Origin of the sequence: Rhodococcus sp. BP-349, assembly GCF_019835845.1 — a bacterium.
GTDB lineage: Bacteria > Actinomycetota > Actinomycetes > Mycobacteriales > Mycobacteriaceae > Rhodococcoides.
On sequence record NZ_JABUDR010000001.1, the window covers coordinates 733,572 to 759,979 of the forward strand.

Annotated in this window: 23 protein-coding genes; 15 read left to right on the top strand and 8 right to left on the bottom strand. The window is 68.0% G+C overall.

Features of this window, described 5'->3' with window-relative positions:
- Positions 1 to 26 precede the first annotated feature (26 nt).
- Positions 27 to 1,028: an amidohydrolase family protein gene (locus HQ325_RS03480; RefSeq protein WP_222626717.1), complete on the top strand. Its 1,002-nt coding sequence runs from the start codon at positions 27 to 29 to the stop codon at positions 1,026 to 1,028.
- Between the two features lie 99 nt (positions 1,029 to 1,127).
- Positions 1,128 to 1,805 (top strand): GntR family transcriptional regulator, encoded by a 678-nt coding sequence (locus tag HQ325_RS03485; protein ID WP_222626718.1) that lies wholly within the window; start codon positions 1,128 to 1,130, stop codon positions 1,803 to 1,805.
- 96 nt (positions 1,806 to 1,901) lie between these two features.
- On the opposite strand, the gene HQ325_RS03490 is transcribed toward HQ325_RS03485, so the two are convergent.
- From HQ325_RS03490 to HQ325_RS03505, 4 genes are all read right to left on the bottom strand, one after another.
- Positions 1,902 to 2,846 (bottom strand): dioxygenase, encoded by a 945-nt coding sequence (locus HQ325_RS03490; RefSeq protein WP_222626719.1) that lies wholly within the window; start codon positions 2,844 to 2,846, stop codon positions 1,902 to 1,904.
- A 46-nt stretch (positions 2,847 to 2,892) separates the two neighbouring features.
- Positions 2,893 to 3,966 carry a maleylacetate reductase gene (locus HQ325_RS03495; RefSeq protein ID WP_222626720.1) on the bottom strand — a complete coding sequence of 358 codons (1,074 nt, stop codon included), beginning with the start codon at positions 3,964 to 3,966 and terminating at the stop codon, positions 2,893 to 2,895.
- A gap of 73 nt (positions 3,967 to 4,039) precedes the next feature.
- Entirely contained in the window at positions 4,040 to 5,434 is a 1,395-nt protein-coding gene (locus HQ325_RS03500) for a hypothetical protein (RefSeq protein WP_222626721.1), read from the bottom strand.
- Positions 5,435 to 5,475: 41 nt separating this feature from the next.
- Positions 5,476 to 6,279, bottom strand: coding sequence for a glucose 1-dehydrogenase (locus tag HQ325_RS03505; protein WP_308014237.1), 804 nt, complete (start codon positions 6,277 to 6,279; stop codon positions 5,476 to 5,478).
- 108 nt (positions 6,280 to 6,387) lie between these two features.
- On the opposite strand from HQ325_RS03505, the gene HQ325_RS03510 reads away from it, so the two are divergent.
- Entirely contained in the window at positions 6,388 to 9,036 is a 2,649-nt protein-coding gene (locus tag HQ325_RS03510) for a LuxR family transcriptional regulator (RefSeq protein WP_222626722.1), read from the top strand.
- A gap of 6 nt (positions 9,037 to 9,042) precedes the next feature.
- Here HQ325_RS03510 and HQ325_RS03515 read toward each other — a convergent pair whose 3' ends face one another.
- Complete coding sequence (locus HQ325_RS03515) at positions 9,043 to 10,221, bottom strand: serine hydrolase (RefSeq protein ID WP_222626723.1); 1,179 nt, start codon at positions 10,219 to 10,221, stop codon at positions 9,043 to 9,045.
- A gap of 50 nt (positions 10,222 to 10,271) precedes the next feature.
- Positions 10,272 to 12,995 carry an AAA family ATPase gene (locus HQ325_RS03520; protein ID WP_222626724.1) on the bottom strand — a complete coding sequence of 908 codons (2,724 nt, stop codon included), beginning with the start codon at positions 12,993 to 12,995 and terminating at the stop codon, positions 10,272 to 10,274.
- 70 nt (positions 12,996 to 13,065) lie between these two features.
- Here HQ325_RS03520 and HQ325_RS03525 point away from each other — a divergent pair, with 70 nt between their 5' ends.
- Genes HQ325_RS03525 through HQ325_RS03555 form a run of 7 tightly spaced genes read left to right on the top strand, consistent with a single transcriptional unit; the run spans position 13,066 to position 18,907 of the window.
- Positions 13,066 to 14,256 carry an NAD(P)/FAD-dependent oxidoreductase gene (locus HQ325_RS03525; RefSeq protein WP_222626725.1) on the top strand — a complete coding sequence of 397 codons (1,191 nt, stop codon included), beginning with the start codon at positions 13,066 to 13,068 and terminating at the stop codon, positions 14,254 to 14,256.
- A 26-nt stretch (positions 14,257 to 14,282) separates the two neighbouring features.
- Entirely contained in the window at positions 14,283 to 14,696 is a 414-nt protein-coding gene (locus HQ325_RS03530; RefSeq protein WP_204870084.1) for a cupin domain-containing protein, read from the top strand.
- Positions 14,693 to 15,565, top strand: coding sequence for an NAD(P)-dependent oxidoreductase (locus HQ325_RS03535; protein ID WP_222626726.1), 873 nt, complete (start codon positions 14,693 to 14,695; stop codon positions 15,563 to 15,565). The genes HQ325_RS03530 and HQ325_RS03535 overlap by 4 nt, the downstream gene beginning before the upstream one ends.
- Positions 15,562 to 16,467 (top strand): alpha/beta fold hydrolase, encoded by a 906-nt coding sequence (locus tag HQ325_RS03540; protein ID WP_222626727.1) that lies wholly within the window; start codon positions 15,562 to 15,564, stop codon positions 16,465 to 16,467. The genes HQ325_RS03535 and HQ325_RS03540 overlap by 4 nt, the downstream gene beginning before the upstream one ends.
- A gap of 50 nt (positions 16,468 to 16,517) precedes the next feature.
- The gene (gene purU, locus HQ325_RS03545; RefSeq protein WP_204870849.1) at positions 16,518 to 17,384 is read left to right on the top strand and encodes a formyltetrahydrofolate deformylase; all 867 of its coding nucleotides are present in this window, start codon (positions 16,518 to 16,520) and stop codon (positions 17,382 to 17,384) included.
- Positions 17,385 to 17,399: 15 nt separating this feature from the next.
- Positions 17,400 to 18,257: a bifunctional 5,10-methylenetetrahydrofolate dehydrogenase/5,10-methenyltetrahydrofolate cyclohydrolase gene (locus HQ325_RS03550; protein WP_222626728.1), complete on the top strand. Its 858-nt coding sequence runs from the start codon at positions 17,400 to 17,402 to the stop codon at positions 18,255 to 18,257.
- A complete protein-coding gene (locus tag HQ325_RS03555; protein ID WP_222626729.1) occupies positions 18,254 to 18,907 on the top strand; it encodes a cyclase family protein in 654 nt (217 codons plus the stop codon). Before HQ325_RS03550 ends, HQ325_RS03555 begins: the two co-directional genes overlap by 4 nt.
- Positions 18,908 to 18,911: 4 nt before the next feature.
- Here the strand turns inward: HQ325_RS03555 and HQ325_RS03560 are convergent, their stop codons facing one another.
- A complete protein-coding gene (locus HQ325_RS03560) occupies positions 18,912 to 20,429 on the bottom strand; it encodes an FAD-binding oxidoreductase (protein ID WP_222626730.1) in 1,518 nt (505 codons plus the stop codon).
- 129 nt (positions 20,430 to 20,558) lie between these two features.
- On the opposite strand from HQ325_RS03560, the gene HQ325_RS03565 reads away from it, so the two are divergent.
- Genes HQ325_RS03565 through pcaD form a run of 5 tightly spaced genes read left to right on the top strand, consistent with a single transcriptional unit; the run spans position 20,559 to position 25,377 of the window.
- The gene (locus HQ325_RS03565) at positions 20,559 to 21,434 is read left to right on the top strand and encodes an SDR family NAD(P)-dependent oxidoreductase (RefSeq protein ID WP_222626731.1); all 876 of its coding nucleotides are present in this window, start codon (positions 20,559 to 20,561) and stop codon (positions 21,432 to 21,434) included.
- 31 nt (positions 21,435 to 21,465) lie between these two features.
- Positions 21,466 to 22,212 carry a protocatechuate 3,4-dioxygenase subunit beta gene (pcaH, locus tag HQ325_RS03570; RefSeq protein ID WP_222626732.1) on the top strand — a complete coding sequence of 249 codons (747 nt, stop codon included), beginning with the start codon at positions 21,466 to 21,468 and terminating at the stop codon, positions 22,210 to 22,212.
- Positions 22,205 to 22,855: a protocatechuate 3,4-dioxygenase subunit alpha gene (gene pcaG / locus HQ325_RS03575; protein WP_222626733.1), complete on the top strand. Its 651-nt coding sequence runs from the start codon at positions 22,205 to 22,207 to the stop codon at positions 22,853 to 22,855. Before pcaH ends, pcaG begins: the two co-directional genes overlap by 8 nt.
- A 31-nt stretch (positions 22,856 to 22,886) precedes the next feature.
- Positions 22,887 to 24,224: a lyase family protein gene (locus tag HQ325_RS03580; protein WP_222626734.1), complete on the top strand. Its 1,338-nt coding sequence runs from the start codon at positions 22,887 to 22,889 to the stop codon at positions 24,222 to 24,224.
- Positions 24,214 to 25,377: a 3-oxoadipate enol-lactonase gene (gene pcaD, locus HQ325_RS03585; protein ID WP_222626735.1), complete on the top strand. Its 1,164-nt coding sequence runs from the start codon at positions 24,214 to 24,216 to the stop codon at positions 25,375 to 25,377. The genes HQ325_RS03580 and pcaD overlap by 11 nt, the downstream gene beginning before the upstream one ends.
- Positions 25,378 to 25,383: 6 nt before the next feature.
- Here the strand turns inward: pcaD and HQ325_RS03590 are convergent, their stop codons facing one another.
- The gene (locus HQ325_RS03590) at positions 25,384 to 26,382 is read right to left on the bottom strand and encodes an alpha/beta hydrolase fold domain-containing protein (RefSeq protein ID WP_222626736.1); all 999 of its coding nucleotides are present in this window, start codon (positions 26,380 to 26,382) and stop codon (positions 25,384 to 25,386) included.
- Positions 26,383 to 26,408: the final 26 nt, after the last annotated feature.

Genomic DNA, 26,408 nt, shown 5'->3' on the forward strand with positions numbered 1-26,408 from the left:
TCGAACTACCCCCAGACACGAGGAACATGATGATCATCGACTCACACGCCCACATCGTGGCACCCGACGGCTTGTACGCCTTTCGCGCGAACCTGATGGCCGACGGTGGGTATCACATCGGGCAACCCAAGATCAGTGACGACTCGCTGGCCGCGTGTGCGCACAGCAACGTCGAGACCATGGACGCCGTCGGCACCGATGTGCAACTGCTGTCCCCGCGCCCGTATCACCAGGGACATTCGATGAAGCCCGCACGGCTGGTGGACGCGTGGATCCGCGCGAACAACGACGTCACAGCGCGCACCGTCGAGATGCACGCGACACGGTTCGCCGGTGTGGCCGGTCTGCCCATCACACCCGACGAGCCGGTCGAACGTGCGTTCCCGGAGCTGCGCCGTACCGTCGAGGAGCTCGGATTCGTCGGTGTGACCGTGAATCCGGATCCCCACGAAGGCACCGGCACAGCGCCGGCCCTCGGAGACCCCTACTGGTATCCGCTGTTCGAGCAACTCGTCGAACTGAAGGTTCCGATGCAGGTGCACTCGGCCGGGTGTTACAACGGCCGTGAGACCTACAGCGAACACTTCATCACCGAGGAATCGATCGCGATTCTGTCGATGATCCGGGGAAAGGTGTTCGAACGCTTTCCGACGTTGAACGTGATGATCTCGCACGGCGGTGGCTCCGTGCCGTATCAGCTCGGTCGATGGCAGGCCGAACATCTTCATCCCGGACTCGGCGGCGACCCGCATGCGCCACGCTTCGAAGACCACCTGAAGCATTTCCATTTCGACACCGTTCTGCACTACTCACCCGCGCTCGAACTGCTGCTCAAGACTGTCGGGTCGGACCGAGTGCTCTTCGGAACGGAACGTCCCGGCAGCGGCTCGACCGAGAATCCTGAAACGGGGCGCCCATTCGACGATTTGAAGCCGGTCATCGAGGGCTTCGACTTTCTCGACGAGACCGACCGCAGAAAAGTGTTCGAAGAGAACGCGCGACGCGTTTTCCCGCGGCTGAAGGTCTGAACTTCGGGGAGTGGACCTCCTGTCGGACGAGGGGCGTGATCTGCGATTAGGCTGCAGGTCACGCCCGTCCTGTAGGGACGGGTTCGGATCGTGGAACGGATGACCTCGGGTGAGGAGGATGGGATGGCGTTGCGGACACGGCTGGGTACCGCCGGAATCATCGCCCAACTACGCAAGCTGATCCTCCTCGGAGAGCTCGTCCCAGGTGAGGCGCTGCGCCAGGAAGAGCTGTCACAACGACTCGGCGTCAGCCGCGTCCCCATCCGCGAGGCATTTCTCGTCCTGGCCAACCAGGGTCTGCTGGTGCACCGCCCGAATCAAGGCTTCGTCGTGGCGAAGCGAACAGCGTTCGAGCTCAATCAGTTGCACACCCTGCACACTCTCCTCGAGACCGAACTCAACTCGAGCATCCACTGGCCGGACGCATCCGCACTCGAGCACCTGCGCAGCCTCAACGCCGAGATGGAAGCGAAGGCCGACGACGGCGATGTCATCGGGTTCATCGACCTCAATCACGAGTTTCATCGGTCAGTGTGGAGTTTGTCGCCCCACAACCTGGTGATCACCGAGGTCGAACGCATCTGGACTCTGTCGGATGCATATTTCGTCAGCAACTACGGATCCTCGGAGCGACGGCGGCACGCTGTCGAGCAGCATGCGCAGATCATCGACGCCCTCGCCGCCAAGGACATGTCGATGTTCCAGAAAGTGTCGGCCGAGCACCGTGACGACACGCGCGGGGGAGCGGACGACGCCTTGACGCGCGCCCGCACCTGACTGATCCGGCGGAGCCCTGACATGCTGCTCACATGATCTGGAGATCGGCGGAGCACCGCGAGAAGTAGCATCGACGACTCCGGTACGACAGGAAGGTCAGGTCGGCGCCACGTCGACGCCCGTGGGCGCGAGGACGATGTCGAAGCGCACCCGCGACCAGGTGGTGTCCGCGAGGTCTCGGCCGTCGGGAGTCGTTGTGCCGACGGGTTGTTCGACGAAGTCCTTGACCAGAGAGTCCTTCACACCGAACACGGTGTCGTGGCGGAGAAGGTCGTCGCCGCGGACGAAGATGTGGGTGACCAGCGTCCGGATCTCGGGAGCGCTCACCATGAAGTGCAGGTGTGAGGCGCGCATCGGGGAGCGGCCGGTCGCGGCGAGCATGCGTCCCACCGGTCCGTCGTGCGGAATGGGATAGGGGGTGGGAGTCAACGCCCAGAATCGGTAGGCGCCGTTGGAGTCGCTGAACAGGTGCGCGCGTGCGGAGACGCGGTCGTCGTCGTACTGGACGTCGTAGAAGCCGTCCTCGTCTGCTTCCCACACTTCGATGCGTGCGTTCGGTACGGGATGCCCGTCGGTGTCGCGGACGGTGCCTTCGACCCAGCACGGCTGTCCGGCGGCGCCGCCGGAGAGGTCGCCGCCGTTGTCGATGCGCGGCGCGTCCTCGACGAAGAACGGCCCGAACACCGTTGCCTCGGTGGCGTCGCCGTGGGCCACGTTGTCGACGTTGATGGTCTGCATCGAGGCCCCGAGTACGTCGGAGAGCAGGATGAATTCCTGGCGGCGGTCGTCGGTGATGTGGCCGACCTCGGTGAGGAACTCGATGGCGGTGTTCCATTCGTCCTCGGTCAGGCGTACGTCGCGGACGAAGGCGTGCAGGTGTGTCACCAGTGACTGCATCACCGTTCTCAGGCGCGGGTCGGCGCAGCCGTCGAACGAGCGCAGCACGGTGGCCGTCAGCGTCTCTTCCACGACGACCTGCTCCGGGGTAACGGCGGGCGGTGTCTGCTGCGTGGTCGCGTGATCGTCGATGTGTCCGGTCATGATGGCTCTCACTGATCTGTGCTCGGTGACGATGGGTGGTCGGTGTTCATTCGGCGGCGGTGGGTTCCTCGCCGGCCCACGCAGCTCGCAGCAGCGACGCGACGGCCTCGGTGGTGATGGGTCGGGGGTTGCCGTACGAGCGGCTGGTGACCTCGTCGGCGATGCGGTCGATGTCCGCCTCGTCCATACCCAATTCCTTCAGTGAGGTCGGTGCACCGAGTTCACGCGCGAGCCGCCACAGTCGATCCGCCGGCGCGCCGTCGCCCGGCAGTGCCCGCGTGAGTGCGGCGACGGCCGCGGGTGCGTAGGGGGAGTTGAAGGCGAGGACGTGCGGGAGGACCACGGTGTGAGTGGGGGCGTGGGGAAGGTTCAGTGTTCCGCCGAGGGCGTGGCAGAGCTTGTGGTGCAACGACATCGTCGTCGCACCGAGGGCAGTCCCGCACAGCCAAGCGCCGTAGAGCGCCTGGCTTCGTACGTCCGGGTCGCCGGGTGCGGCCACGACCGCGGGCAGAGCCGCGGCGAGCGCACGCACCCCGTCCTCGGCGAGCAGGGAGATGACGGGATTGGCGTCCGGGGCGTACAGCGCCTCCACGGCGTGCGCCATCGCATTGATCGCACTGGTCACCGATATCTCCACGGGCAGAGCCAGTGTCAGATCTGGATCGTAGACGACACTGCGGGGCAACACCTTCAGATCGCGACCCGTCTCCTTCCGCCCATTGGTGGTCAGGCCCCACACCGGGGTCATCTCCGATCCAGCGTAGGTGGTGGGGACCGCGACCACGGGAAGGGAGTGCTTCAGCGCGATGGCTTTGCCCAACCCGATGGCGGACCCGCCGCCGACGGTGACGCACCCGTCCGCTCCCAGTTCGATTGAGGCGGCGGCGGCCCGTTCGGCGACGTCCGCCGGAACGTGCATCACCGCGTCCGCGCGCACTCCGACGCACCGGCTTCCGAGCAGACCGGCTATGCGATCCGCGGTGTCCCGCCGGCCGGGTGAGCAGAGCACCAGCACCCTGTTCAGCCCGAGCAGGTCGAGTTCCTCGGGCAGAGACGCCAGCGCGCCCGACCCGAAACGCACCCGCATGGGGTTCGCCTCGTACACGAAGTCGTGAGTCATGTTGTCGCTTTCCTGGCCCTCCATGGATGGTGTCGGTCGTCGACCGGGAGTGCACGCCGGTCGACGACCGTGATCAGAGGGCGCTCACGTCGAGCTTCTCGTTACGGAACTCGCCCTTGTAGTACGGGAACTGAGCGACGACGGCCCGGATCTCGATCTGGGGGTGACCCACGTCGCCCCACAGGACCGTCACCTCCGTGCCCTCGACTGTGAGTTCGCGGTCGAGGTAGGCCAGCGAGATCATCGTGTTCTCGACGAACGCGGGGGTGCGACCCGTCGCGAGTCCCACCTTCCTGCCGTCCTTCAGTACGTGGTCGATGCGCATGCGGCCCTTGTGATAATCGTCGACGGAGATCACCGGGTCGTTGCTCATGGGGTCGTAGACGACGGCGTCCGCACCCCGGAACTGTGACGCGTACACCGCACCGATGTCGTCGGCGTTCCACTCGAGTGTGACGGTGGTCCGCTTCGAGCCCTCCGCCTTGATCTTCTGCAAGGCGGCCTTGCCCGGGAACTCGTGGTCGAAGTTGACCAGGTAGCCCCAGCGGACGTCGAACGGGGTGACCCACGCATTCTTCGGATCGTCCGAGGCGCTGCCGTGCAGACCGATGTCGAACGGAATGATGTGCTGGATGTACTCGGTGAGGGCGGGCCAGCTCTCCTTCACCGGGTCTAGAAAGTGGATCACCTGGTTGGGGTAGCCGGCGACGGTGTGGTTGACCAGGGAATAGTTCCAGAAGCCTTGGGGCTTCCCGCCGGCGGCCTCGACTTCGGCGCGCAGTTGTCGGTAGGCCTCGCGGGCGTGAGTGGAGGGTCCGTGGATCTCGTAGGCGAGTGCTCCGGACATCCCGAGTCGGTGCACGGTGGCACCGGCGCCCGCGAGGGTGATCACCTTGTTCTTCGCGAAGGCCAGGTCACTCAGATCGGCGCCCGTGACCTTCTCGATGATCGACTTCGACTTCGGCCCGTCGATCTGGAAGAAGTATTCGTCCTGAACCCACGTGCCCTGAACGTCGAGGTCGGAGGTGTCCAGGAAGAACGCCAGCACGGGGGCGAGCCAGTACGTGCGGAAGTGATTGTCGCCCACCTTCAGCAGGACGCCGTCGGCAATCATGTAGCCGTCGTCGTTGCAGATGACGACGTGCTTGGACGAGCCCTGCTCGAGGAGGCCGAAGTCCTTGTTGACACAGACCGAGTTGAGGAAGGTCGCGGCATCCGGGCCGGAGACGTCGTAGACGGGACTGTTGCTCAGAACGAAGCCGATGGACGCCGCGTCACGCGAGGCGAGGAATTCCTCACGTGTGGTGGAGTACTCCGCAGGCACCAGGCCGAATCCGATGTCGGTGAACACGTTCGAGCCCTCGAAGATCGGGCTGTCGGGTGTGAACAGGACGTCGTGAATCGGAGTGCCGGGAGCGACCCCGTCCATCGAATCAGCGCTCGTGTCGGCAGGTTCCGTGATTGTCACAGGTTTCTCCATCTGTTGTTCCTGAACTGTGTGAGAGGCGGTCACGTCAGCACCCGGTCCTCGAGGTCGTCGTTGCGGGTCTCCGCGCCGCCGATGGTGACACCGCCGTCGACGCTGAGGCTGTGCCCGACGACGTAGCTGGACGCCTCCGATCCCAGCCACAACACGGCCTGCGAGATCTCGTCGGTCCGACCGAGCCGCCTGATCGGCACGGCGCTCAGCAACCGGTCCGTCCAGCTGCTGGGGAAGGAGGAGATGAACGGTGTCTCGATGGGTCCGGGGCACAACGCATTGATGCGAATTCCCCTCTCGGAGTACTCGTTCGCGGCTGCCTTGGTGAGACCGATGACGCCGTGCTTGGCCGCGACGTAGGGCGTGAGTCCGTACGCTCCGATCAATCCGGCCGCCGAGGCCGTGTTGATGATGGAGCCACCACCCGAGGCGAGCATGTGTGGGATCTCTGCCTGCATGCAGTAGAAGACGGACGACAGGTTGACGTCGAGGGTCCGTCGCCACGAGGCCGGGTCCTGCTCGAGCATGAACCCGTGCTGACCCTCGGCGCCTGCATTGTTGTGCGCGACGTCGAGCCGGCCGAATCGGTCGACGACGGTGTCGACGGCGCGGTGCACGGCTTCGTCGTCGGCCACGTCGACCTCGACGAAGATCGCCTCGCCGCCGCTCGCCTCGATCTGCTCGACGGTCGCGCGCCCGGCCGCTGCGTCGATGTCCAGAACGGCGACGCGAGCGCCGGCGCCGGCGAATGCTGCGGCACTGTCACGGCCCATGCCGCTCCCGGCGCCGGTCACGAGAACGGCCTTTCCGGTGTAATCGAAGGTGACGCTCACTCGGTTCCTGCTTTCTGTGGTCTTTCCGAGAAGAGTCGTCGTCGGCACCTCGTGATCGCATCCATGAGTCCACCGGTTGCTGTGACCCAGGTCATCTACTGTGGGGCTGTGAACACCGATGTTCCTCCCTCGAACGGCCGTGAGACGGAGATCAGGCAGCTGTTCGAGATCGTCGAGGGCGTCCACGGCGGTGTCGGCGGCGCGGTGGTGGTCGTCGGCGAATTCGGTAGTGGCAAGAGCACTGTCGGGCGAAGCGTTCGTCCGCGGGCCGGGCTCCGCACACGATTCGTACGGGCGCGGGCGGGCGAGCACGGGACAGACCTGTTCGCTCGACTGCTGGGGACGGGTCCCGTCACCGACGACGTGGACGACGTGGTGGCCGCGAACGCCGCTCTGGATGCGCTCGCCGACGCGACCCGCGGCGGGCCGGTCGTTCTGGTGGTGGACGACCTGGACCGCGCGGATCATTCGGCGCGCAGACTGCTCGGTATTCTCGCCCGCCGGGTGGCGTCGCTACCGGTCTTCCTCGTGCTGATCGGGTGGCGACGCGGCGAGAGTCTTCCGGCCGGTGCCGCGGTGCTGCGGCTGCATCCACTGTCGTCCGGTGACACCGCGGCGACAGTTCGTGGCTGCCTCGAAGCGTCGGTACCCGATTCGGTCGTCGACGACATCGCTGCCGCGTCCGGCGGAAATCCGTTGGCAGCGCGGGAGATGGCAGCGGTCCTGACCCCCGAGGAGATGGCCGGTCACGCGAGTCTCCCGGAGCCGGCCGTGCCGGGCCCGGCATGGACTGCGCGGTGGAGAATGCTCGCGCAGGGCCTGTCGGAGACGGGGCGAGCAGCGATGCTGGTCGTGGCGGTGGGGGACGGGCTTCCGATCACCGTTCTCGCCGGCGCCTGTGCGCGTCTCGGGCTGGGGGGCGACGAACTGGACGTTCTCGAGAGCCGACGGTTGGTGCGAGTCGACGAGTCCGGCCGCGGGTGGTCGAGGCGTCCCCATCGCAGCGCTGCCTTCCACAGCGCGGACGCGGCGTCGAGGCGAGCGGTGCACCGCGCTCTCGCGGACGAGTTGCAGGGCAACGCCGATCTCGTCCTTCCCCGAGCCCTGCACCGCGCAGCCGGGGAGGAGGGGACCGGCACCGACGCCGGTGACGAGTTGGAATCGGTTCTGCGGACAGTGGAGGCGTCGCCCGCCGCGCTGAACGGATGGCTTCGCGCTGCCGAACTGACCACGGAGCACGACGCTAGGGTTCGTCGGCTGGTGTCCGCCGGGCTGGTCTGCTGGGTGCTCGGTCGGCCGGCTCAGGCCGAGTGGCTGGTGACGAGCGCCGGAGTCACCGGTCGGGACGTGTCCATCGCCGGGACCGCAGCGCAGATCCGGGGAGCCGTCGCGTTGAGCCGCGGGTTGCCTGCAGACGCGTTGCGCATCCTCGTCGACGGCGCGGGAGCTGCGGCCCGACGGGATCCGCGGCTGGCCGTCGATCTCGCGGCCCGCGTCACCGGCCTGGCGTGGTGGGGAGGGCGCGCAGACTGGGCCGAGAAGGCGGCGAACCTCGCGGATTCCATCGAGGACGAGGCCGTCGAGAGCAGTGGCGTCTTCGCAGCCCTGGTTCGTCAGGCGGCGCCCGCCGGTGTCGACGTCATGCGCGACAACTTCCGCCCGGCCATCGGTGACCTGACTCGCTCACTACAGGACGCGGTGAACCTGATCGAGCCGCGGGAGCTGCTCTTCGCCGCGGAGATCGCGACGATGGTGGGTGACGACGTGGGCACCCGGGTGTTCTGCGAGCGAGCGATCCGTGCCATGCGGGTGCGCGGTCGAGCCACGGAGTTGCCGTTCGCGCTGCAACTGCAGGCGCTGGTCCTCGCGGGTCAAGGCCGCCTGGAGGCCGCGCGTGCGGCAGCCGACGAGGGTTTGTCGCTCGCTGCACACGCCGGGGAGGAGACCGACGGTGCCTTCCAGCACACCGTCCTCGCGCACCTCGCCGCGCTCGACGGTGACACGGCGTCGTGCGAACGGCACCGACGCGCGGTGACGGGCCGCGGCGCCGAGCACCCGACGGCCTCGCTCGACTGGGCGGCGGGCCGGTCGGCGGTGTCCATGGCCCGGTTCGACGATGCCGTCGAGATACTCGTCCCGACGGTGCTCGGCGAACGTCGTCACCCCGAGGTGAGTCTGCTCGCGACACCTGATCTGGTCGAGGCGGCGGTCGCCGTCGGAAAGCCCGATCTCGCGGAGCGAGCTCTCGAACGTTTCGCGCGATGGTGCGATGCGGGATCGTCGTGGGGCGGTGCGGTGCAGCTGCGGCTGACGGCGCTGGCGGCAGGTGACTCGGAGGATTTGTTCGACAACGCCTGCCGTGCAACGGGTCTGGCGCAGCGGCCATTCGAGTCGGCGCGAACTCGATTGGCCTACGGCGAGTTTCTGCGGGGGAAGCGCCGCCGTGTGGAGGCGCGCGAGCACCTGCACGCCGCGCTGGGTGTGTTCGAGAGCCTCGAACTCCCGGCGTGGATCGACCGGACCCGGTCGGTGCTGCGGGCGAGTGGAGAGGGCCGCACCCACGACATCCCGGTCGCCGACGTCCTGACCCCGCAGGAACTCGACATAGCCCGCATGGTCAGCAGCGGTCGCTCGAACCGCGATGTCGCGGGGGCGCTGCATCTGAGCTCTCGCACGGTCGAGTACCACCTGTCCAAGGTGTACGTGAAGCTCGGGCTCGACTCCCGTGACCAGCTGGCAGGGGCTCTGGCGGACTGACTGCCGTCAGTTCGCCGCGGCCACCGTCATGTCCGACAGCGTCTGGAAACGGTGCAGGTTCTCCGCCTCACCGAGCACACCTGCGGTGAGGCACACGAATGTCAGATCACGTTCCGGATCGACGAAGAACTGGGACGATCCCGCCCCGTATCCGCCGAACGTGCCCGGCGAGGACATCGTGCCGAAGAACGTCTGTCGCAGGCCTGCGCCGCGCATCATGAATCCCAGACCGATACTCGCGAGCCAGGGCTGCCAGTGCTTCTCGGCGACGATGCGGCTGTACCGCTCGTTGACGAGGTCGCCCGTCTGGACGGTCGTCGCCATCGCGATCGACGCGGGGGACAGGATCCGCTCACCGTCGAGCTCCCCGCCCCGACGCAGCATCTCCGCGAAGCGGAACAGATCCGAGACGGTCGACACGCATCCCACCCATGGCAACTCCGCGCCCTCGTGCGCGGCGGATGCGGTGTCGACGATGTCCTGGGGCGAGAAGAACTGTCCGGGAGGGAACTTCGCGACGACGGGCACGAGGCGATCCGTCCACGCCGCAGGCGCGCCCATGCGGGTGTCGGCCATGCCCAGCGGATCGAGCAGCTCGTCGTGGAGGGTCTGCGTGAACGAGCGGCCCCGGCCGAGCGTTCGCACCACTATCTCACCCAACAGCGCGTGAGCCAGGCACGGCGAGTAGCTGACGCGTTCGCCCGGCGTGGCCACCAGATCCATCTCGCCGATCGCGCTGATGGTGCGCGAGAGGTCGGCGCACTCCATCGGCGGCAGCGGCCACGGCGTGGGGCTGGTACCTGCTCGGTGCGTCATGAGGTCGGCCACGCTGACACGATCCTTCGCGCCGACGCGAAACCGGTCTGGACCCCGGAACTCCGGAACGATGTCGACGACCTTGGTGATGGGGCTGAGCAGGCCGTGTTCGAAGGCCTTCAGCACGAGCACGTTGGTGAACTGCTTGGTGGTCGAGAAGATCCAGAACACGTCGTCCGGGGCGGCTGCGCGCCCGGTCGCACGGTCGCTGTACCCGACGGCCTCGTGCAGACCGATCTCACCACCTCGGGCGACCAGCACGACCCCGCCGTCGTACAGGTCGTCGGCTACGTCGGATGCCATCCGCTCGGTGATCCGGTCGAGTGCGCGGCGGTCGAGAGAGGTCGAACGAGTAAGCGATCGCGTCATGTGTCGAGGGTGCGAGACACCGTGCTCACTCGCATCGGTGTGATCACCAGTCACCGGCTGTCGAGGACACCCGGCAATTGTTTCCGCGAGCCGATTCCCAGCTTCGTGTAGACCTTGTGCAGATGCGACTCGACGGTCTTGCGGCTGAGATACAGCTGTTCTGCGACCTGCTGGTTGGACGCGCCGTCGGCGACCAGACGTGCCACGGTGAGTTCCTGCGACGTCAGCATGGTCGCCGCGTCGGGTCCGCGTCGCGCTCGTTCCGCCGTGGCGCTCAATTCGGTGGCTGCACGCTGTTCCCATGCGGTGACACGCAGCCGGGCGAAGGTGGCCATCGATTCCTGCAGCACCACGCGGGCGCGGATGCGGTGCCGCCTGCGTCTGAGGCTCTCCCCGTGGAGCAGCTGGGTCCGCGCGACCTCGAACGGCCGATCGGGATCGATGCTGCCCTCACGGAACCATCGCTCGGCGTCGCTCTCGCTCTCTGCGGTCAGAGCGTGCAGACGCGGCAGCACGCTCGCTGCCCAGGGGGACCCGGCGGCAGCCCACGCAGCGAACCGGGGAAGAGCGGTGCGCGCGATGTCGGGCCGACCGCTTCGTACGGCCGCTTCCACCAGATCGGGAAGTGCGAAGAGTGCGGTCGGAGGGTGCGTCGTGGCCGACTCCGGGTCGGTGACCTCCTGAAGAATCTCGAGCGCGCTCGCGAGTCGACCGGTGGCCAGGTCGGTGCGCCCCATCGCCCAGTGCGCCGCAGCGGCGATGTACCCGACGTCGCGCCCCGTCACCAGACGCAGCGCGGCGTCCGCGGCATCCCGCACCGCATCGGCCGATCCGCGCAGACCGTCTCCGTGCGCCGACATCGTCAACGCGAACGCCTGGCTCCGGCCGTCCCCGATCCGACGGGCGAGGACCGCGCCCTCGGCGAGGAGTTCCGCCGCGTGGGTGGCCTGCCCTCGCCACATCTGCACCGATGCCAGTACGTGCAGCGTGAAGCACGACCGGAACACGTCGCCCTCGGCGCGCAGCAGCGCCACGGACTCGGTGAGGTGGCGGAACGCGGCGACATCGTCGCCGAGAAGCATCGCAGCCTGTCCGGCCATGCGGTGATCACGCGCCGACACCGCGGCTGTGCCCGCGTCCAGCGACACCCGGAGGTGCACACCCGCCGACTCGAGGTCGCCGTCGAACAGTGCGGCGCAGCCACGGACAGCACCGACAGTGATGCGACGGGATGTCGTCTCCCGGCCGGCCTCCGGCGTCACACGGCCGGCCTCCGGCCTTCCCGGCCTTCCCGTCGTCACCCCACCGGCTGCCAGTTCGGCGACACGGGCGATCCACTCGACACGGCCGGACCACCAGGACACCTCGGCGGCGTCCGCGAGCGCCTCGAGCTCGAGTGAGTCGTTCGCGCCGTGGATCAGCTCCGCCGCACGGATCGGGCGCTCGAACCCCTCCTGCGGTGTGCGGGCGGCCGCAGCCATGAGACCTTCGGTCAGCAGGATCCGCGCGCGTGCCTCGACCGGCGCATCATCGGTGTCGACGCGAAGCGCGGCGCGCTCGGTGCCGTCGGGATCGCCGGACGCGAGCCGAGCCTCGGCGACCTGGGCCCAGCGCACCGACCTCCGCTCGGCGTCGGCGGACAGGGCCGCGGCCACGCCGAGTGCGCGGGCTCGGTCCGACGGACTCAGCGCGGATCCGGCCCGGGTGACGGCGCCGTCGAGGCGAGTGGCGGCGTTCTCGTCGGTGGTGGTCGCCGCCCGGGCCCGGTGCCAGGCGGCGCGCAGGTCCTGATCCGCCGCGACGGTGTGGAGGGTGTCGGCCAGAGCGGCGTGGGCGCGGCGTACGTCACCGGACGGGGCGAGCTCGAGCACGGCGGCCGGGAGAAGCGGGTGTACCGGCGCGACTCCCGAGGCCGTCTCGACCAGGAGCCCGCTCTCGATCAGCTCGGCGAGGGCCGCGTCGTCGACGAGGGAATCGGGTACCGCCGGCGTCGGCACGGAGCCGGGGCACTCGCAGGCGACGGACCACATCAGCCCCAGCTCGCGCGCGTGCGGTGACAGGTGCCGGCGGGTGAGCCACAGTGCCGCCACGGCCGAGTCGGCACGGCGCGACACGTCGACGCTGCTGTCCGCACGGAGTACGTCCGGAGTGATCAAGGCGCGGGTGGACAGCACCAGAACTCCCGGGTTGCCCGCTGCCCGGTCCACGATCGCCTCGACGACGCGGCACCGTCGGCGCTGCTGGTCGAGGGTGTCGCCGTCGGTGGTCGCGACCGTCTCCACGAGCGTGCGGCTGTCCTCGTCGGTCAGTCGAGCCAGGTCGAGGCCTCGTGAGACGGTCTCGATGGCCCGGCGACCGGCGAACACGATGCCCCACGACCCCGCGAGCGCGGCCACATCGGTGAGGACCTGCTGCGACAGCGAGTCGGCCCGGTCGACGTCGTCGACGATCACGAGAGTCGGCACGGCGGCGGCGAGACGAGTCAGCAGCGCGGCCAGCGCCTGCGGATCCGTGGTGAGTTCGTGCTCGCCGGGCCGATGCACGGGGCCCAGCAGTTGGTGCAGCAGCCCGCCGGGAATATCGGATTCGGAGTCGTCTCCCGCTGCCGAGAGCACACGCAGATCGGGGGAGGCACCGATGTGCGCGAGCAGCGCCGACTTTCCCGACCCCGGTGGACCCCACACTCCGAGCGACCCACCGCGCCCGGCCCGGACCTCGGCGACGAATTTGGTGAGTCGAGCGATCTCGGCCACCCGGCCGACGAGCTCGTGCATCCGGACAACCTCCTGCCGACTGGTGGTCACCCCGATGCGAGCCGATCGCCGGATCGTGAGCATTGTGACGGTGAGCACGAATGATATCGCCGTCGTCGGCGCCGGCCCAGTGGGTGCGTTGACCGCGCTCGGTCTCGCCCAACGCGGGCACCGAGTTCTCCTGCTCGAATCGGAGCAGGAGCTTCCCACCGCGCCCCGCGCGATCGTCTACTACTGGCACGTTCTCGAGGGGCTCGACGCCCTCGGCGTCCTGGACGACATCGATGCCGCCGGGATCCGCAACACTGCTTTCCGCACGCGCGTCCTCGCCACAGGAGACGAGGCCGTGGTGTCTCTGGCGCCGCTGGAGGCGGTGACCCCGCGCCCGTGGAACATCCACCTGGGCCAACACGACGTGGTGCGCATCGCCCTCGACCATCTGTCCCGTCTGCCGAACGCCACCCTCCGACTCGGCGCTCCCGTGACCGCGGTCCGTCAGGACGGGCACGAGGTCGTCCTGGACGTCGGCGGGGAATCGCCTGGCGAGGTGCGCGCATCGTGGGTGGTCGGCGCCGACGGCGCACGCAGCGCTGTCCGTACGAGCCTCGGAATCGGTTTCGACGGAACCACGTGGAAGGACCGCTTCGTCGCCACAGATATCCGGTACCCGTTCGACGCGGCCGGTCTCGGTAACGCCAACATGATGCTCGACTCCGAGAACGGTTGTGTCATAGCGCGTATCGACGATTCGATGTGGCGATGGACGTGGGGTGAGTCGGCCGAACTCGCCGCCGACACCGTCATGGATAGGCTTCCCGCTCGTCTCGCCGCCCTGGGCTTTCCCGACGTGCCCTACGACGTCGTCACCGCGACGCCGTACCGCATGCACCAACGTTCCGCCGATCGCATGCGTGCGGGTCGGGTACTGCTCGCGGGCGACGCAGCACACGCGACGAACCCCACAGGCGGGGTCGGCCTCACCAGTGGCATGTACGACGTGTTCGCGCTGCTCGACCCGCTGAGCGATGCCGTGCACGGCTCGGACGACGCCCCTCTGGACGCGTGGGCGGCCGAGCGACTGCGCATCTTCTACGAGAAGGCCTCACCGATGGCGACGGCATCGAAGCGTCGGGTCTACGACGACACCGACCGCGACGCGCTCGTCGGCTTCGTACGAGGTGCCGCCGCGGCCGTCGACGACGCGGAGGCCGTTCGACGGTTGTCCGCGATGACGGTGCTGCGCAGTGGTTTCCCGCGCCACCACACATCGTTCGTCTCATGATCACTCGACCACAGCAGGAGGGTTCCATGTCCACGATCACGATCGCCCGAGGCGGCCGCCAGGGATCGCCCGCCGAGCTCCGGACCGGCACCTTCGTCGGCGAGGTCTGGGGCGATCCGGTTCTGCCGGCCACCGGGGGATGGTTGGTCAACAACGTCCACTTCGCCCCCGGCGGTCGGACCAACTGGCACACCCACGGAGTCGGCCAGGTTCTGATCGTCACCGCCGGTGAAGGATTCGTGTTCGACGAACACGGCAACGGCGGACGTATCGGGGTCGGCGACGTCGTTCACATTCCCGGGGAGACGCAGCACTGGCACGGAGCCACGTCGAGCGCGTTCATGACACACACTGCGATCTCCGTGGGTGGCCACGACTGGGGTCGTGAGGTCACCGCCGACGAGTACCGGCAGGCGCACGACCAGGAGTTCGGCGCATGACGCTGTCGGTCGGATTCGTCGGGCTCGGGCGTATGGGGCGGCCGATGGTCGTGGCACTGCAGCGAGCGGGGTTCTCGGTGAGCTCGTACGACCGCTCACCCGGCGCGCGGTCGGCGACCCCCGGCAGCGTCGACACCCTCGCCGACGTCACCGGCGACGTCCTCGTACTCATGCTCCCGAACTCCGCGATCGTCGAATCGGTCCTGACGGACCCGACGTTCGCTGCCCTGCGTGCAGGGGCCGTGGTGATCGACATGAGTTCGTCGGAGCCCGCCAGCACCCGCAGGCTCGGTGAGCAGCTCGATGCGGTGGGTCTGCACTACCTCGATGCGCCCGTCTCGGGTGGTGTGTCGCGCGCCGAGAGTGCGAGTCTGACCGTGATGGCGGGCGGCCCGTCCGAGGTGCTCGAGCGCGTCCGGACAGTGCTGGAAGCGATGGGAACCGTCACCCACGTGGGCGAGCTGGGCGCTGGTCATGCGATCAAGGCGTGCAACAACGTGCTGGTGGGCGTCACACTCCTCGCGTCGGTGGAGGTACTGGGCATCGTGCGTGCTTTCGGGGTCGACCCCGCAGTCGCATTCGAGGTGATCAACAACTCCACGGGACGCAGTTGGTCGAGCGAACACAAGGTGCCGACGTTCGTTCTGACCGAGGAGTACCGCTCCGGATTCGGACTGGGGCTCCTCGCCAAGGACATGGGCATCGCCGTCGGACTCGCCGACGGCCTGGGCGTCGAGCACGAGCTGCTCGGATCGGCGACGAGAATGTGGCACCGAGCCGGTGCCGAGTTGCCGAGCGATGCCGACCACACGTCCATCGCGGAATGGGTTGCGGCGCAGCCGGTGTCCGTGCGGAACGGTGTGTCGTGACCACCGTCGTTCAGCGCTGGATTCTCGACTCCGATCACTCGGACGCGGCAATGTTCGTCGAGACCCGAGCGCCCGACTCGCCGCGCGGGCCGACGGTCGTTCTCGTGCACGGCGGTGGTGGGCAGGGGACCGATTGGGGCACCACGCCCGACGGACGACCGGGGTGGGGGGACCTACTGGTCGAGCAGGGCTTCCGGGTCCACATCGTCGATCGACCCGGCCACGGTCGGTCACCCGGCCGCACGCCCGCCCCCGCGGCGGTGGACATGACGGCCCGAGTGTTCGCGCCCGGCGCGCGGTCCGATCACACGCAGTGGCCCGGACCGGGAGGTGTCGACGACCCCGCAGTGCGCATCCTGGCCGCGTCAGCGACGGGACTGCCCGCGGATCTGGCTGCGGCCCAGAGAGTCGACGCTCTACTTCTCGTCTCGCTGCTGGAGGAGCTCGGACCGTCCGTGGTGGTCGCGCACTCGCTGGGTGCCTGCGCGGCGTGGCTCGTGGCCGAGTCCAGGCCTGATCTGGTGTCCGCGGTGGTCGCGCTCGAGCCCGCCGGGCCGCCGTACCTGGACGTACCGGGAACACCGCTGCGACTGCCCGCCGGCATCACCGCCGCACCACTGTTCGACGGAGAGCGAGCCGCGGGACTGACCTCGGTCCCCGTCGCGATCGTCGAGAGCGACACCTCGTCGATGGGCGCCGCGTGCGGGCCGGTCGCCGACTTCCTCCGCCGCGCAGGCGTGGCGGTCGACCACGTCGTCCTCGCCGAGTGCGGGCTCCGTGGGAACGGCCACGGACTCGCTCTCGAACTCGACAACCGCGAAGTTCTCGGTGTGGTCCTCGACTGGATCGCCGCGAACGCGCGAACACCGTTTCCACTTCCCGACACAGGAGAGCACTCGTGACCAGCTCATCGCTCACGACCGCGCGCACCCAACCGGCCACCGCCGGCAGTGTGCAGGCCACCGACCCCGATCTCGCTCGTCTCCTGGTGCGCTGCCAGGACCAGCCTGGTGTCGTCGCCACCGTTGGCGGATTTCTCACCCGCGCCGGTGCGAACATCGAATCCCTGCAACAGCACACGACAGCACCGAACGGCGGCATGTTCTTCCAACGCACCGAGTTCCGAATACCCGGACTGTCGGCGGCACGGGACGAACTGGAAGCCGGCTTCGCCTCCGAGGTCGCGGCCGGCCTCGGGATGGAGTTCACGCTCACCGAGGCTGCGAAGCCCAAGCGCGTGGCCATCATGGTCTCGAAGACCGACCACTGCGTCCTCGACCTGTTGTGGCGCAACCGCCGTGGGGAACTGGACATGACGATCGCCATGGTCATCTCCAACCACGCCGACCTCGCGGCCGATGTGCGTCCCTTCGGGGTGCCGTTCTTCCACATCCCGGCGACCAGGGAGACGAGAGCCGAGGCGGAGGAGCGTCAGCTCGATCTGCTGCGCGACAACGTCGATCTGGTGGTGCTCGCGCGCTACATGCAGATCATCACCCCACACTTTTTGGCCTCGGTCGGTGCGCCTCTGATCAACATCCACCACTCCTTCCTCCCCGCCTTCATCGGCGCGGGGCCCTATCAGAAGGCCAAGGAGCGCGGCGTGAAGCTCGTGGGAGCGACGGCGCACTACGTGACCGAGGATCTGGACGAGGGGCCGATCATCGAGCAGGACGTCGTCCGCGTCGACCACCGACACCAGACCTCGGACCTGGTTCGGCTGGGTGCCGACGTCGAACGCGCTGTCCTCTCACGCGCGGTGCGCTGGCACTGCGAGGACCGTGTCGTCCGGCACGGCAACTCGACCATGGTGTTCTGAAGGAGACGACGATCCATGACTGCTCGACTGATGGACGGCAAGGCGGTCGCCCGAACCGTATGCGACGAGGTCGCCGCCGACGTGTCGACGCTCGTCGCATCGGGGCGCCCGGCGCCCGGTCTCGCGACGGTGCTGGTCGGCGACGACCCGGCCTCGGAGGTGTACGTACGCAACAAGCGCCGGCAGTGCACCGAAGCCGGGATGACGGACCTGCACCGTCATCTTCCCGCCGACATCACTCAGTCCGCGCTGGAGGCAGTGCTGGACGAGTTGGCCGCCGATCCCGCGGTGTCGGGAATCCTGCTCCAGCTGCCCGTACCGAAGCACCTCGACACCACAGCCCTTCTCGCGCGCATTCCGGCGAGCAAGGACGTCGACGGATTGACCGTCGCCAACGCGGGGTTGCTCGCCCGCGGCCGCGTCGGCCTGGTTCCGTGCACGCCCGGTGGAGTGATGCGGTTGCTCGACGAGTACGGCGTGGCCCTGTCGGGTGCCGATGCCGTGGTGATCGGCCGGTCGGAACTGGTGGGCCGCCCGATGGCCCAGCTACTTCTGCAGAGGGATGCGACGGTGACCCAATGTCATTCGCGGACCAAGGATCTGACTGCGGTGTGCCGCAGGGCCGATGTCATCGTCGTGGCCGCCGGGGTGCCGGGCATCCTGGGCGGTGATGCCGTGATGCCCGGCGCCACGGTGATCGACGTCGGCATCCACCGAACCCCCGACGGCTTGACAGGTGACGTGCGGTTCGCCGAGGTGGAACCGGTGGCCGGCCTGCTCACCCCGGTGCCCGGCGGTGTGGGCCCGATGACGATCGCCATGCTGCTCGCGAACACCGTGGCGGCGGCGCGTGCCCTCGGCGACGTCGCGTGATCCCCTGGACAGACCTGTCACATCGGCTCGATCCGCGTGCGCCGCGCATCCCGATCTTCCCGCCGCCGACTTTCGCGACCGTGGCCGAGATGCCCGCAGATCCGATGACGGTGAGCCGGATGGACATGGTGGTGCACACCGGAACTCACGTCGACGCCCCGTGTCACTTCGTGGCCGGCGCCGAGAGTATCGACGAGATCGACCTGTCGAGACTGACGGGAGAGGGCGTCGTGTGTCGCGTCGACGCCGGCGAGGACGAGGTGTACGGCGTCGAGGCTCTGCTCGATCGCGGTCTCGTTCGCGCCGGCGACATCGTCGTCCTCGACACGGGATGGTGGCGTCACGCCGGCACCCCGCTCTACGCGCGGCATCCCTCGTTGTCGGTCGAACTCGCGCAGTGGCTCGTCGACCGGGGCGTGTCCATGGTCGCCGTCGACACCGGCACCCCGGACCTGCCCGTGCCGCTGCGTGCCGACGGGTTCACCTGGCCCGTCCACCTGGTCCTGCTCGGCGCGGGAGTGTTGATCGCCGAACACCTGACCAACCTCGCCCCCTTGTCAGGGCAGCGGGTCGAAGTGATTCTGGCCCCGTTGAACATCCGGGGCTCCGACGGCGCGCCCGTGCGCGCCGTCGGTCGTCCCCTGCTCTGAACCGTCAGTCCTGCCGGAAGCGCCGTCCCCAGATTCCGGATTTTCCGGGCTGGAGGATGCCGCCCGGATCCAGGGCGTCCTTGATCGTCTCGTTCAGCCGCATGAGCGCGTTGTCGTTGAAGTCGAGCGTCGATGCCACCTGATCCATGTGGTGCAGGTTGGTCCGGTAGATCGGGTAGCCACGCTCACTCATGACGGACACCATGCGTGTGTAGTTGTCGTACACCCGTTCCGTCTGTTCGGCGTTCGTCGAGTCGAAGAACATCGTGCTGATGTGGATCACCGAACGCGGGGAGAGCATCAGGCCGGAGAAGAACTGCTCACCCGTCTCCTGATACAACGAGCGCATCAGCCGTGACGTCTCGACCACGTCCTTCCCGCGGAGCGGACCGACGGGTGAGAAGTCCAGGTGCGCAGTCGTCTTGCCGTACATCGTCTCGAAGAGGGCGAGGATGTCCATGTCGGGGATGCCCGCCATGACGCGGTCCTCGTGCCCGGCGTGGCTCGTGCGGTCCGTACCCGCGTAGTCGCGGCGTCGGAGCGTCGCCGTGGGAATCGTGCCGAGGGTGCGCTCGACAGCGATCCAGTGGGCGTCGACGGCTTCCGACGTGCCGTACAGGGCGAACCTCGCCAACCAGCGGGAGGCATCGGGATCGAAGGACGGGTTGCCGTCCTCGTCGAGGCGGACCCCGCGCATGATCGTCGGATAGTTGGTGACCGTGTTGCCCAGCATGAGCTCGCGCATACCGTCGGCGACCGCCTCGAGCGCGTCGTCGCCGCTGAACTCCACCCAGCACGAGGCGTACGTCTCAGGGCGTCGCTGCAGCCAGAAGCCCATCTTGGTGATGATGCCCAGCCCCGACGAATGGAACAGCCCCTGCAACTGCGGTCCGAACGGGTGGCGGTAGACGTGCGCCACCTCGCTGTTCGGCATCGCCCACATTCCGGTGCGGACCACCTCTCCGTTCGCCAACACGATCTCCATGCCGCAGACGTTCTCGGCATGGTCGCCGTACTGGGTGTATCCGCGGCCGTACTCCGTGCAGTTGCCGATGACACTGCCCCAACCGAGATCGGGAATGGAGGTCCACAGCCGACCGCCCGCTGCCTCGAGAGCCTCGTAGAGATCGAACCAGCGCACGCCGGGCTCGACGACGACGTACGCGAGGTCCTCGTCGATCTCGAGGACCTTGTTCATCTCGCGGAGGTTGACGACGACCGAGCCCTTCACTCGTGGCGCCGGGCCGCCGTAGGTGTTGTTGCGGCCCTGGCTGAAGGTCCACAGCGGCACCCGGCACTCGCCGGCTATGCGGACGACGGCCTGAACCTCCTCGGTGGACGTGGGGCTGACGACAGCGGACGCGTCCCAGTCGGCCGACCCCTGCGCGGTGTACGGATCGCGGAACTCTTCGATGGTGGCGGTGTCGGTGCGGACCCTGTCGGCGCCGATCACCTCGGCGATGCGGGTCAGGGCGCGGTCGAGGTCGCCGAGGTCGATCGGTGGTGTGGAGAGAGTAGTCATGACCCCAGCGTCGGTGACGCCCGTCACGAGTCGCATCCATGAGGCGACCAGTGGCACGGTTGCCGGAGGTGCACCACCGGTGGTCCCACCGATGCGACGGGTGCGTCGCCCCGACGAGCATTGCCTGCCATGAAGACAGTGACAGGCAGAGTGGCCGTCGTCAGCGGTGCGGCCAGCGGAATCGGACGAGCGACGGCCGACCGGTTGGCGGCAGCGGGAGCCAAGGTCGTCATGGCGGACGTCGAGGCGTCGGCCCTCGCGACCGCCGTCGACGAGGTGCGGGCAACGGGCGGCGAGGCGATCGGGGTACGTACCGATGTCAGTCGCGTCGAGGACATCGAGACGTTGGCCCGACGCACCCTCGACGAGTACGGCGCGGTCCACATCCTGTGCAACATCGCCGGCGTCGAGGGCGGTGCGCCGTTCGGCGAGCTCTCCCGCCGCACGTGGGAGTGGGTCATGGGAGTCAATTTCTGGGGCACCCTCGATGCGTGCCGGGTGTTTCTCCCGCACCTGATCGCGCAGGACGAGGCGCACATCGTGAACTGCGCGTCCATGGCAGGGTTCGCCACCGGACTGCCCACGTTCCATCCGTACGTCTCGTCGAAGTTCGCCGTCGTCGGTGTGACCGAGAACCTCGAAGTGGAACTCCGCACCACCACCGCGCCGCACGTGGGCGTGAGTCTGCTCTCGCCGGGACTGGTGAAGACGAACATGAACAAATCCGAACGCAACCGACCGACGGACGTGCCCGCAACCGACACCCAGGACCTGCGCAGGCAGGTGCACGCCACCATCGACGAGCAGACCGAGAAGTTCGGCGTCACACCCGACCATGTCGCCGACCTGGTTCTGGCGGGCATCACGGAGAACCGATTTCACATCCTCACCCACCCCGAACAGACGATCGCCGCATTCCGGAGCAGGTTGGCGTGGATGGAGAACGGCACTCCGCCTCGTTCGCCCGCCGACGCTCCTGACGTGGGCGCTCCCGCGTCGTCGTGACCACGACCCGTCGGCCGTCAGGAACGTCGAGATGACTCCATCGGACATCGGGCCACGTGACGCACGAACCGTGCCGGGTACCTATCGCGATCAGCTGGGGGCGCACGCACCGCGGGACGTGCCCGACTACCGCTCGACAGCACTCCGCCATCCCGCTCGACCCCTGATTCTCCTGCCGCAGCGGCTCACCGAGATCACGGGACCCGTCCTCGGTGAGGGGCGCATCGCCGCGGGCGACGCGGACCTCACTCGCGCGCGTGGCGGAGAAGCGTCGGGGCAACGCATCATCGTGCACGGCCGGGTTCTCGACAGTGACGGGCGCTGCGTGCCGAACACACTGGTGGAGGTGTGGCAAGCAAATGCAGCCGGTCGGTATCGACACGCCCGCGACACGTGGCCCGCGCCGCTCGATCCCTACTTCGACGGTGCGGGGCGCGTGATGACCGACGCGGCAGGACATTACCGATTCACCACCATCAGACCCGGCGCGTATCCATGGGGCAATCATCACAATGCCTGGCGCCCCGCGCACATCCACTTCTCGCTGTTCGGTCGTGCATTCACCCAGCGCCTGGTGACCCAGATGTATTTTCCCGACGATCCGATGTTTTTTCAGGATCCGATCTACAACGCCGCCCCCGAAGATGCCCGGCTGCGTTTGATCGGTGCCTTCGATTACGAAGCTACGCAGGACAACTGGGCCCTCGCGTACCGTTTCGACATCGTCCTTCGGGGACGCAATGCCACTCCGTTCGAGGGAGACGATCACGATGAGTGATTCCGATGTGGCTCACGCGTTCGCACCTCGGTACCCCGTCACCCCCGGCGCAGACTTCACGACTGCACCGTTCGGACAGACACCCTCACAGACCGTCGGCCCCTACCTGCACATCGCCTTGCCCTGGATCGACGGGCCCAGCGTGGTGAGCGCCGATGCGGTCGGTGCCATGATCGTCACCGTCACCATCGTCGACGGCAGCCGCACACCGGTGTCCGATGCCATGATCGAGACCTGGCAGGCAGATGCAGCCGGCCGGTTCGATCACCCCGACGATCCCCGCGGACCGGCATCGCCGACACCGCCAGGATTTCGAGGTTTCGGTCGAGCGGTGGCCGACGCTTCCGGCACGGCAGCCGTGCGGACCGTCAAACCCGGGCCGTTGCCGGCGGAGAACGGTCGAATCGAGGCGCCGCACATCGACCTCGCCATCTTCGGACGTGGCATGCTCGATCGGCTCGTCACTCGCATCTACTTCCCGGACGAGCCGTCGGCCAACGCTGCGGACCCCGTTCTGGGGGCATTGGCCGCCGAACGACGGGGCAAGTTGATCGCACGGCACACTGCCGCTGGATACCATCTCGACGTGGTGATCCAGGACAGCGATCCGGACGGCGACGAGACCCCGTTCTTCGAGCTGTGACAGTTCGAGCTGTGACAGGGGGAACGCGACCATGACGCGCGGTCATCTGTTCGATCCGACGTTCGGGGCTCGGGACGTCTCGGCCACCGTCTCCGACCAGGCCTGGGTGACAGCGGTTCTCGACGTCGAGGCTGCGCTCGGACGGGCGGCGGCGCGCCACGCGCTGATCGCACCGGAGCATGCGGGCACGATCACGGCGGCCGCCGCGGAACTCGGTGCCCCCGGGGGAGTGGACATCGAGACACTGGGCATCGACGCCGCAGTGGGGGGGAATCCTGTCATTCCTCTGGTGTCCGCTCTTCGTGCGGCTGTCGCCGTGTCAGGTGTGCCGGCGTCCGCAGTGCACCTCGGTGCGACCAGCCAGGACATCCTCGACACGGCACTCATGCTCATCGTGAAGAACTCGATCGCGACCGTCCGGCAGTCGATCGGTGCCTGTGTCGATGCGGGCGCAGATCTCGCGCTCGAGCACCGCGGCACACCCATGGCAGGTCGCACTCTCGGCCAGCAGGCCGTGCCGACGACGTTCGGCGCCGTCGCCGCCGGCTGGACGTCCGGCCTTCTGCGTGCCGACGATGCGCTCGCCCGCGTCGCTGCGGCGACCTCGGTCCAATTCGGCGGCGCAGCAGGAACTGTGGCAGCTGTGCACCCGTACGGTCTGCGCCTCGCGGACGCACTCGCCGACGAACTGGGACTGACGCATCAGGGCATTCCCTGGCACACCGACCGCACCCGCATCGCAGAGATCGCCGGCGCCCTCGGCACGGCCGCGGGTGCCATCGCGAAACCTGCCCTCGACATCACCTCGCTGGCCTCGACCGAGCTGGGCGAGGTCAGCGAACGCTCACCCGGTGGTTCTTCCGCGATGCCGCACAAACGAAACCCGATCGCCGCCGTCACCGCCCGCGCAGCGGTGCGGCGGGTACCCGGCCTCGTCGCCACCGTTCTGGCCGGCATGGACCACGAACACCAACGTGCGACCGGTGCATGGCACGCGGAGTGGGAGACAATGACCGACCTGCTGCGTCTGACTGCCGGGGGAGCCGACAAGCTCGCGGTGAGCATGGGCGGTCTTCTGGTCCACGCCGATGCGATGGCCAGGAACCTCGAGATCACTCACGGACTACTTCTCGCCGAGCGCGTCACGACGGCGCTCGATGCTCACACCGACCACGCTCGGGAGATCGTCACGGCCGCGTGCGCCGTCGGAGGCACGCTCGACACCGACCCCGCCATCACCGAGTACCTCGAACCGGCCGTGGTGCGGCGCCTGCTGGACCCGGCCGACCATCTCGGCCACGCGGGCGACATCGTCGACCGCGTCCTCTCCATGGTTCACCTGCGTACCGGAGGACGTCATGACCGTTGAGCTGTCCTACGACCTGGTCACGGGCCGTTCGCCGATGAGGGCGACGGTCGTCCTGGTCGGGTCGCTCGGCTCCGATCGATCCATGTGGGATGCCCAGCGCAGCGCCCTCACCGAGGTCGCCGACGTCATCGTCGTCGATCTCCGCGGACACGGACGATCACCGACACCGAACGGGCCGTACACGATCGCCGACCTGTCCGAGGACGTTCTCGCCGTCCTCGACGCGAACGGACTCGATCGCGTCCATCTGGTCGGTCTGTCGTTGGGCGGCGCAGTGGCACAATGGATTGCGGTCCATCGACCTGCCCGGGTGCAGACACTGACCTTGATGTGCACCGCGGCGCGATTCGGCGAACCGCGGGGCTGGTCGGACCGCGCCGCGGCCGTGCGAGCGAAGGGCACGGATTCCGTCGCGCACGCGGTGGTGTCTCGCTGGTTCACACCCGAACTCGTCGCACGCGACGCCGATCTCGTCTCTCGCCACCGCCGCATGGTGTCCGCCACGTCGGACGAGGGCTACGCCTCGTGTTGTGATGCGCTGGCCGGGTGGGACGACCGAGAGGACCTGGGCCGCATCAGTGCACCCACCCTCGTGATCGCGGGTGAGCAGGATCCCGCCACACCTCCCTCCGATGCTCGGATTCTCGCCGACGGCATCGCACGGTCGCGCCTGCACGTTCTGACGGCTGCAGCGCATCTCGCGAATGTCGAGCGTGCGGGAGAGGTGACGCGGTTGCTCGTCGACCACATTTCCCACGGCGAGTACGACACGGGAAGGGCCGCAGCTCGTGCCGAGGGGATGCGGCAACGTCGGAGCGTGCTCGGGGACGCACACGTCGACCGGAGCATCGAACGCACCACCGACGTGACGGCTCCGTTTCAGGACTTCATCACGCGCACGGCATGGGGCGACGTCTGGGCACGACCGGGACTCGACCACCACCTCAGGCGCCTTCTGACGCTCGCCATCCTGACCGCGGTCGGCAACCAGCACGAGCTCGACATGCACATCAGGGCGGCGTTGCGAGCGGGGCTGTCCGCCGACGAGCTCGCCGAGGTGTTTCTCCACACCGCGGTGTACGCGGGAGTGCCGAACAGCAACGCGGCCTTCGCGATGGTGGACAGGGCAGTGACCGAACACGACTCTCGATGACTCGACTCAGCGTTCCAGCGCGCGCAGGAAGAACTCGTGCCGGGTCGCCGCGGCCGCTTGTGTCAGTGCGGCATTGGTCACCATCTCGTACCCGTGGAAGCCTCCGCCCCACAGGTGGAAGTCGACATTGACGCCGGCCCGGGAGAGCCGCTGTGCGTAGTCCAGAGCTTCGTCTCGGAAGACCTCGACGGAGCCGACGTCGATGTAGGTCCGCGGCAGATCTGCCACATTCTCGGCGCGCGCCGGGGCTGCGTACTCCGACACTTCCGGGCCACCTCGACGGTCGCCCAGCAGCGACGACCATCCGAACTCGTTGGAATCGCTCGTCCACAACGCAGACCCTCGGGCGATCATGCGTGAGCTGTGGGTGATGAATCGGTCGTCGAGCATCGGGCAGCACAGGATCTGATGAGTGAGGTGCGGAAAGTCGCGGTCGCGTGCCATCAGGGCGATTCCTGCGGCGAGTCCGCCGCCGGCACTGACTCCGCTCACCAGAATGCGGTCGACATCGATCTCGAGAAGATCCGCATTCTCGGCGGCCCACCGCAATCCGGAGTAGCAGTCGTTCACCGGTGTGGGGTCCGGATGCTCCGGAGCCACCCGGTATTCGAGGGAGGCGATCACCGCGTGTCCCTCGGCCGCGTAGCGCACGAGTGCGTCCAAGCCGACGAGCCGCCCACCGATCACCATGCCGCCGCCGTGCACGAAGTAGACGAGGGGCCACGGGCCGTCCCCGACGGCAGGCTTGAGAACCGTCATCTGCAGGTCGGCGTCTCCACCGTCACCGGGAACCACGACATCCTCGACCCGCACTCGGCCACCCGCGGTCCAGTCGACCTCCTCGGCCCCCGGAAGGCCGTTCAGGGTGATGGACCGCACCTCGTCGAGGGTGTCGGCACCCAGCGTGGGGACCGCACCCAGAATCATCTTCAGCGGAGGGACGAGTTCGGGATCGAGCGGGGGAGCGACGGGGAGCGACGTCGGCGTCGGTTGTGTTCGAGTCATGACGACAGTCAACAGGCGGAGGGCGG

Coding starts and splice junctions, on each gene's coding strand:
- pcaG (WP_222626733.1), top strand. CDS start 22,205: ATGAGTGATTCCGATGTGGCTCACGCGTTCGCACCTCGGTACCCCGTC.
- pcaD (WP_222626735.1), top strand. CDS start 24,214: ATGACCGTTGAGCTGTCCTACGACCTGGTCACGGGCCGTTCGCCGATG.
- HQ325_RS03590 (WP_222626736.1), bottom strand. CDS start 26,382: ATGACTCGAACACAACCGACGCCGACGTCGCTCCCCGTCGCTCCCCCG.
- HQ325_RS03485 (WP_222626718.1), top strand. CDS start 1,128: ATGACCTCGGGTGAGGAGGATGGGATGGCGTTGCGGACACGGCTGGGT.
- HQ325_RS03530 (WP_204870084.1), top strand. CDS start 14,283: ATGTCCACGATCACGATCGCCCGAGGCGGCCGCCAGGGATCGCCCGCC.
- pcaH (WP_222626732.1), top strand. CDS start 21,466: ATGACTCCATCGGACATCGGGCCACGTGACGCACGAACCGTGCCGGGT.
- HQ325_RS03515 (WP_222626723.1), bottom strand. CDS start 10,221: ATGACGCGATCGCTTACTCGTTCGACCTCTCTCGACCGCCGCGCACTC.
- HQ325_RS03535 (WP_222626726.1), top strand. CDS start 14,693: ATGACGCTGTCGGTCGGATTCGTCGGGCTCGGGCGTATGGGGCGGCCG.
- HQ325_RS03550 (WP_222626728.1), top strand. CDS start 17,400: ATGACTGCTCGACTGATGGACGGCAAGGCGGTCGCCCGAACCGTATGC.
- HQ325_RS03560 (WP_222626730.1), bottom strand. CDS start 20,429: ATGACTACTCTCTCCACACCACCGATCGACCTCGGCGACCTCGACCGC.
- HQ325_RS03565 (WP_222626731.1), top strand. CDS start 20,559: ATGAAGACAGTGACAGGCAGAGTGGCCGTCGTCAGCGGTGCGGCCAGC.
- HQ325_RS03520 (WP_222626724.1), bottom strand. CDS start 12,995: ATGCACGAGCTCGTCGGCCGGGTGGCCGAGATCGCTCGACTCACCAAA.
- HQ325_RS03495 (WP_222626720.1), bottom strand. CDS start 3,966: ATGACTCACGACTTCGTGTACGAGGCGAACCCCATGCGGGTGCGTTTC.
- HQ325_RS03480 (WP_222626717.1), top strand. CDS start 27: ATGATGATCATCGACTCACACGCCCACATCGTGGCACCCGACGGCTTG.
- HQ325_RS03490 (WP_222626719.1), bottom strand. CDS start 2,846: ATGACCGGACACATCGACGATCACGCGACCACGCAGCAGACACCGCCC.
- HQ325_RS03580 (WP_222626734.1), top strand. CDS start 22,887: ATGACGCGCGGTCATCTGTTCGATCCGACGTTCGGGGCTCGGGACGTC.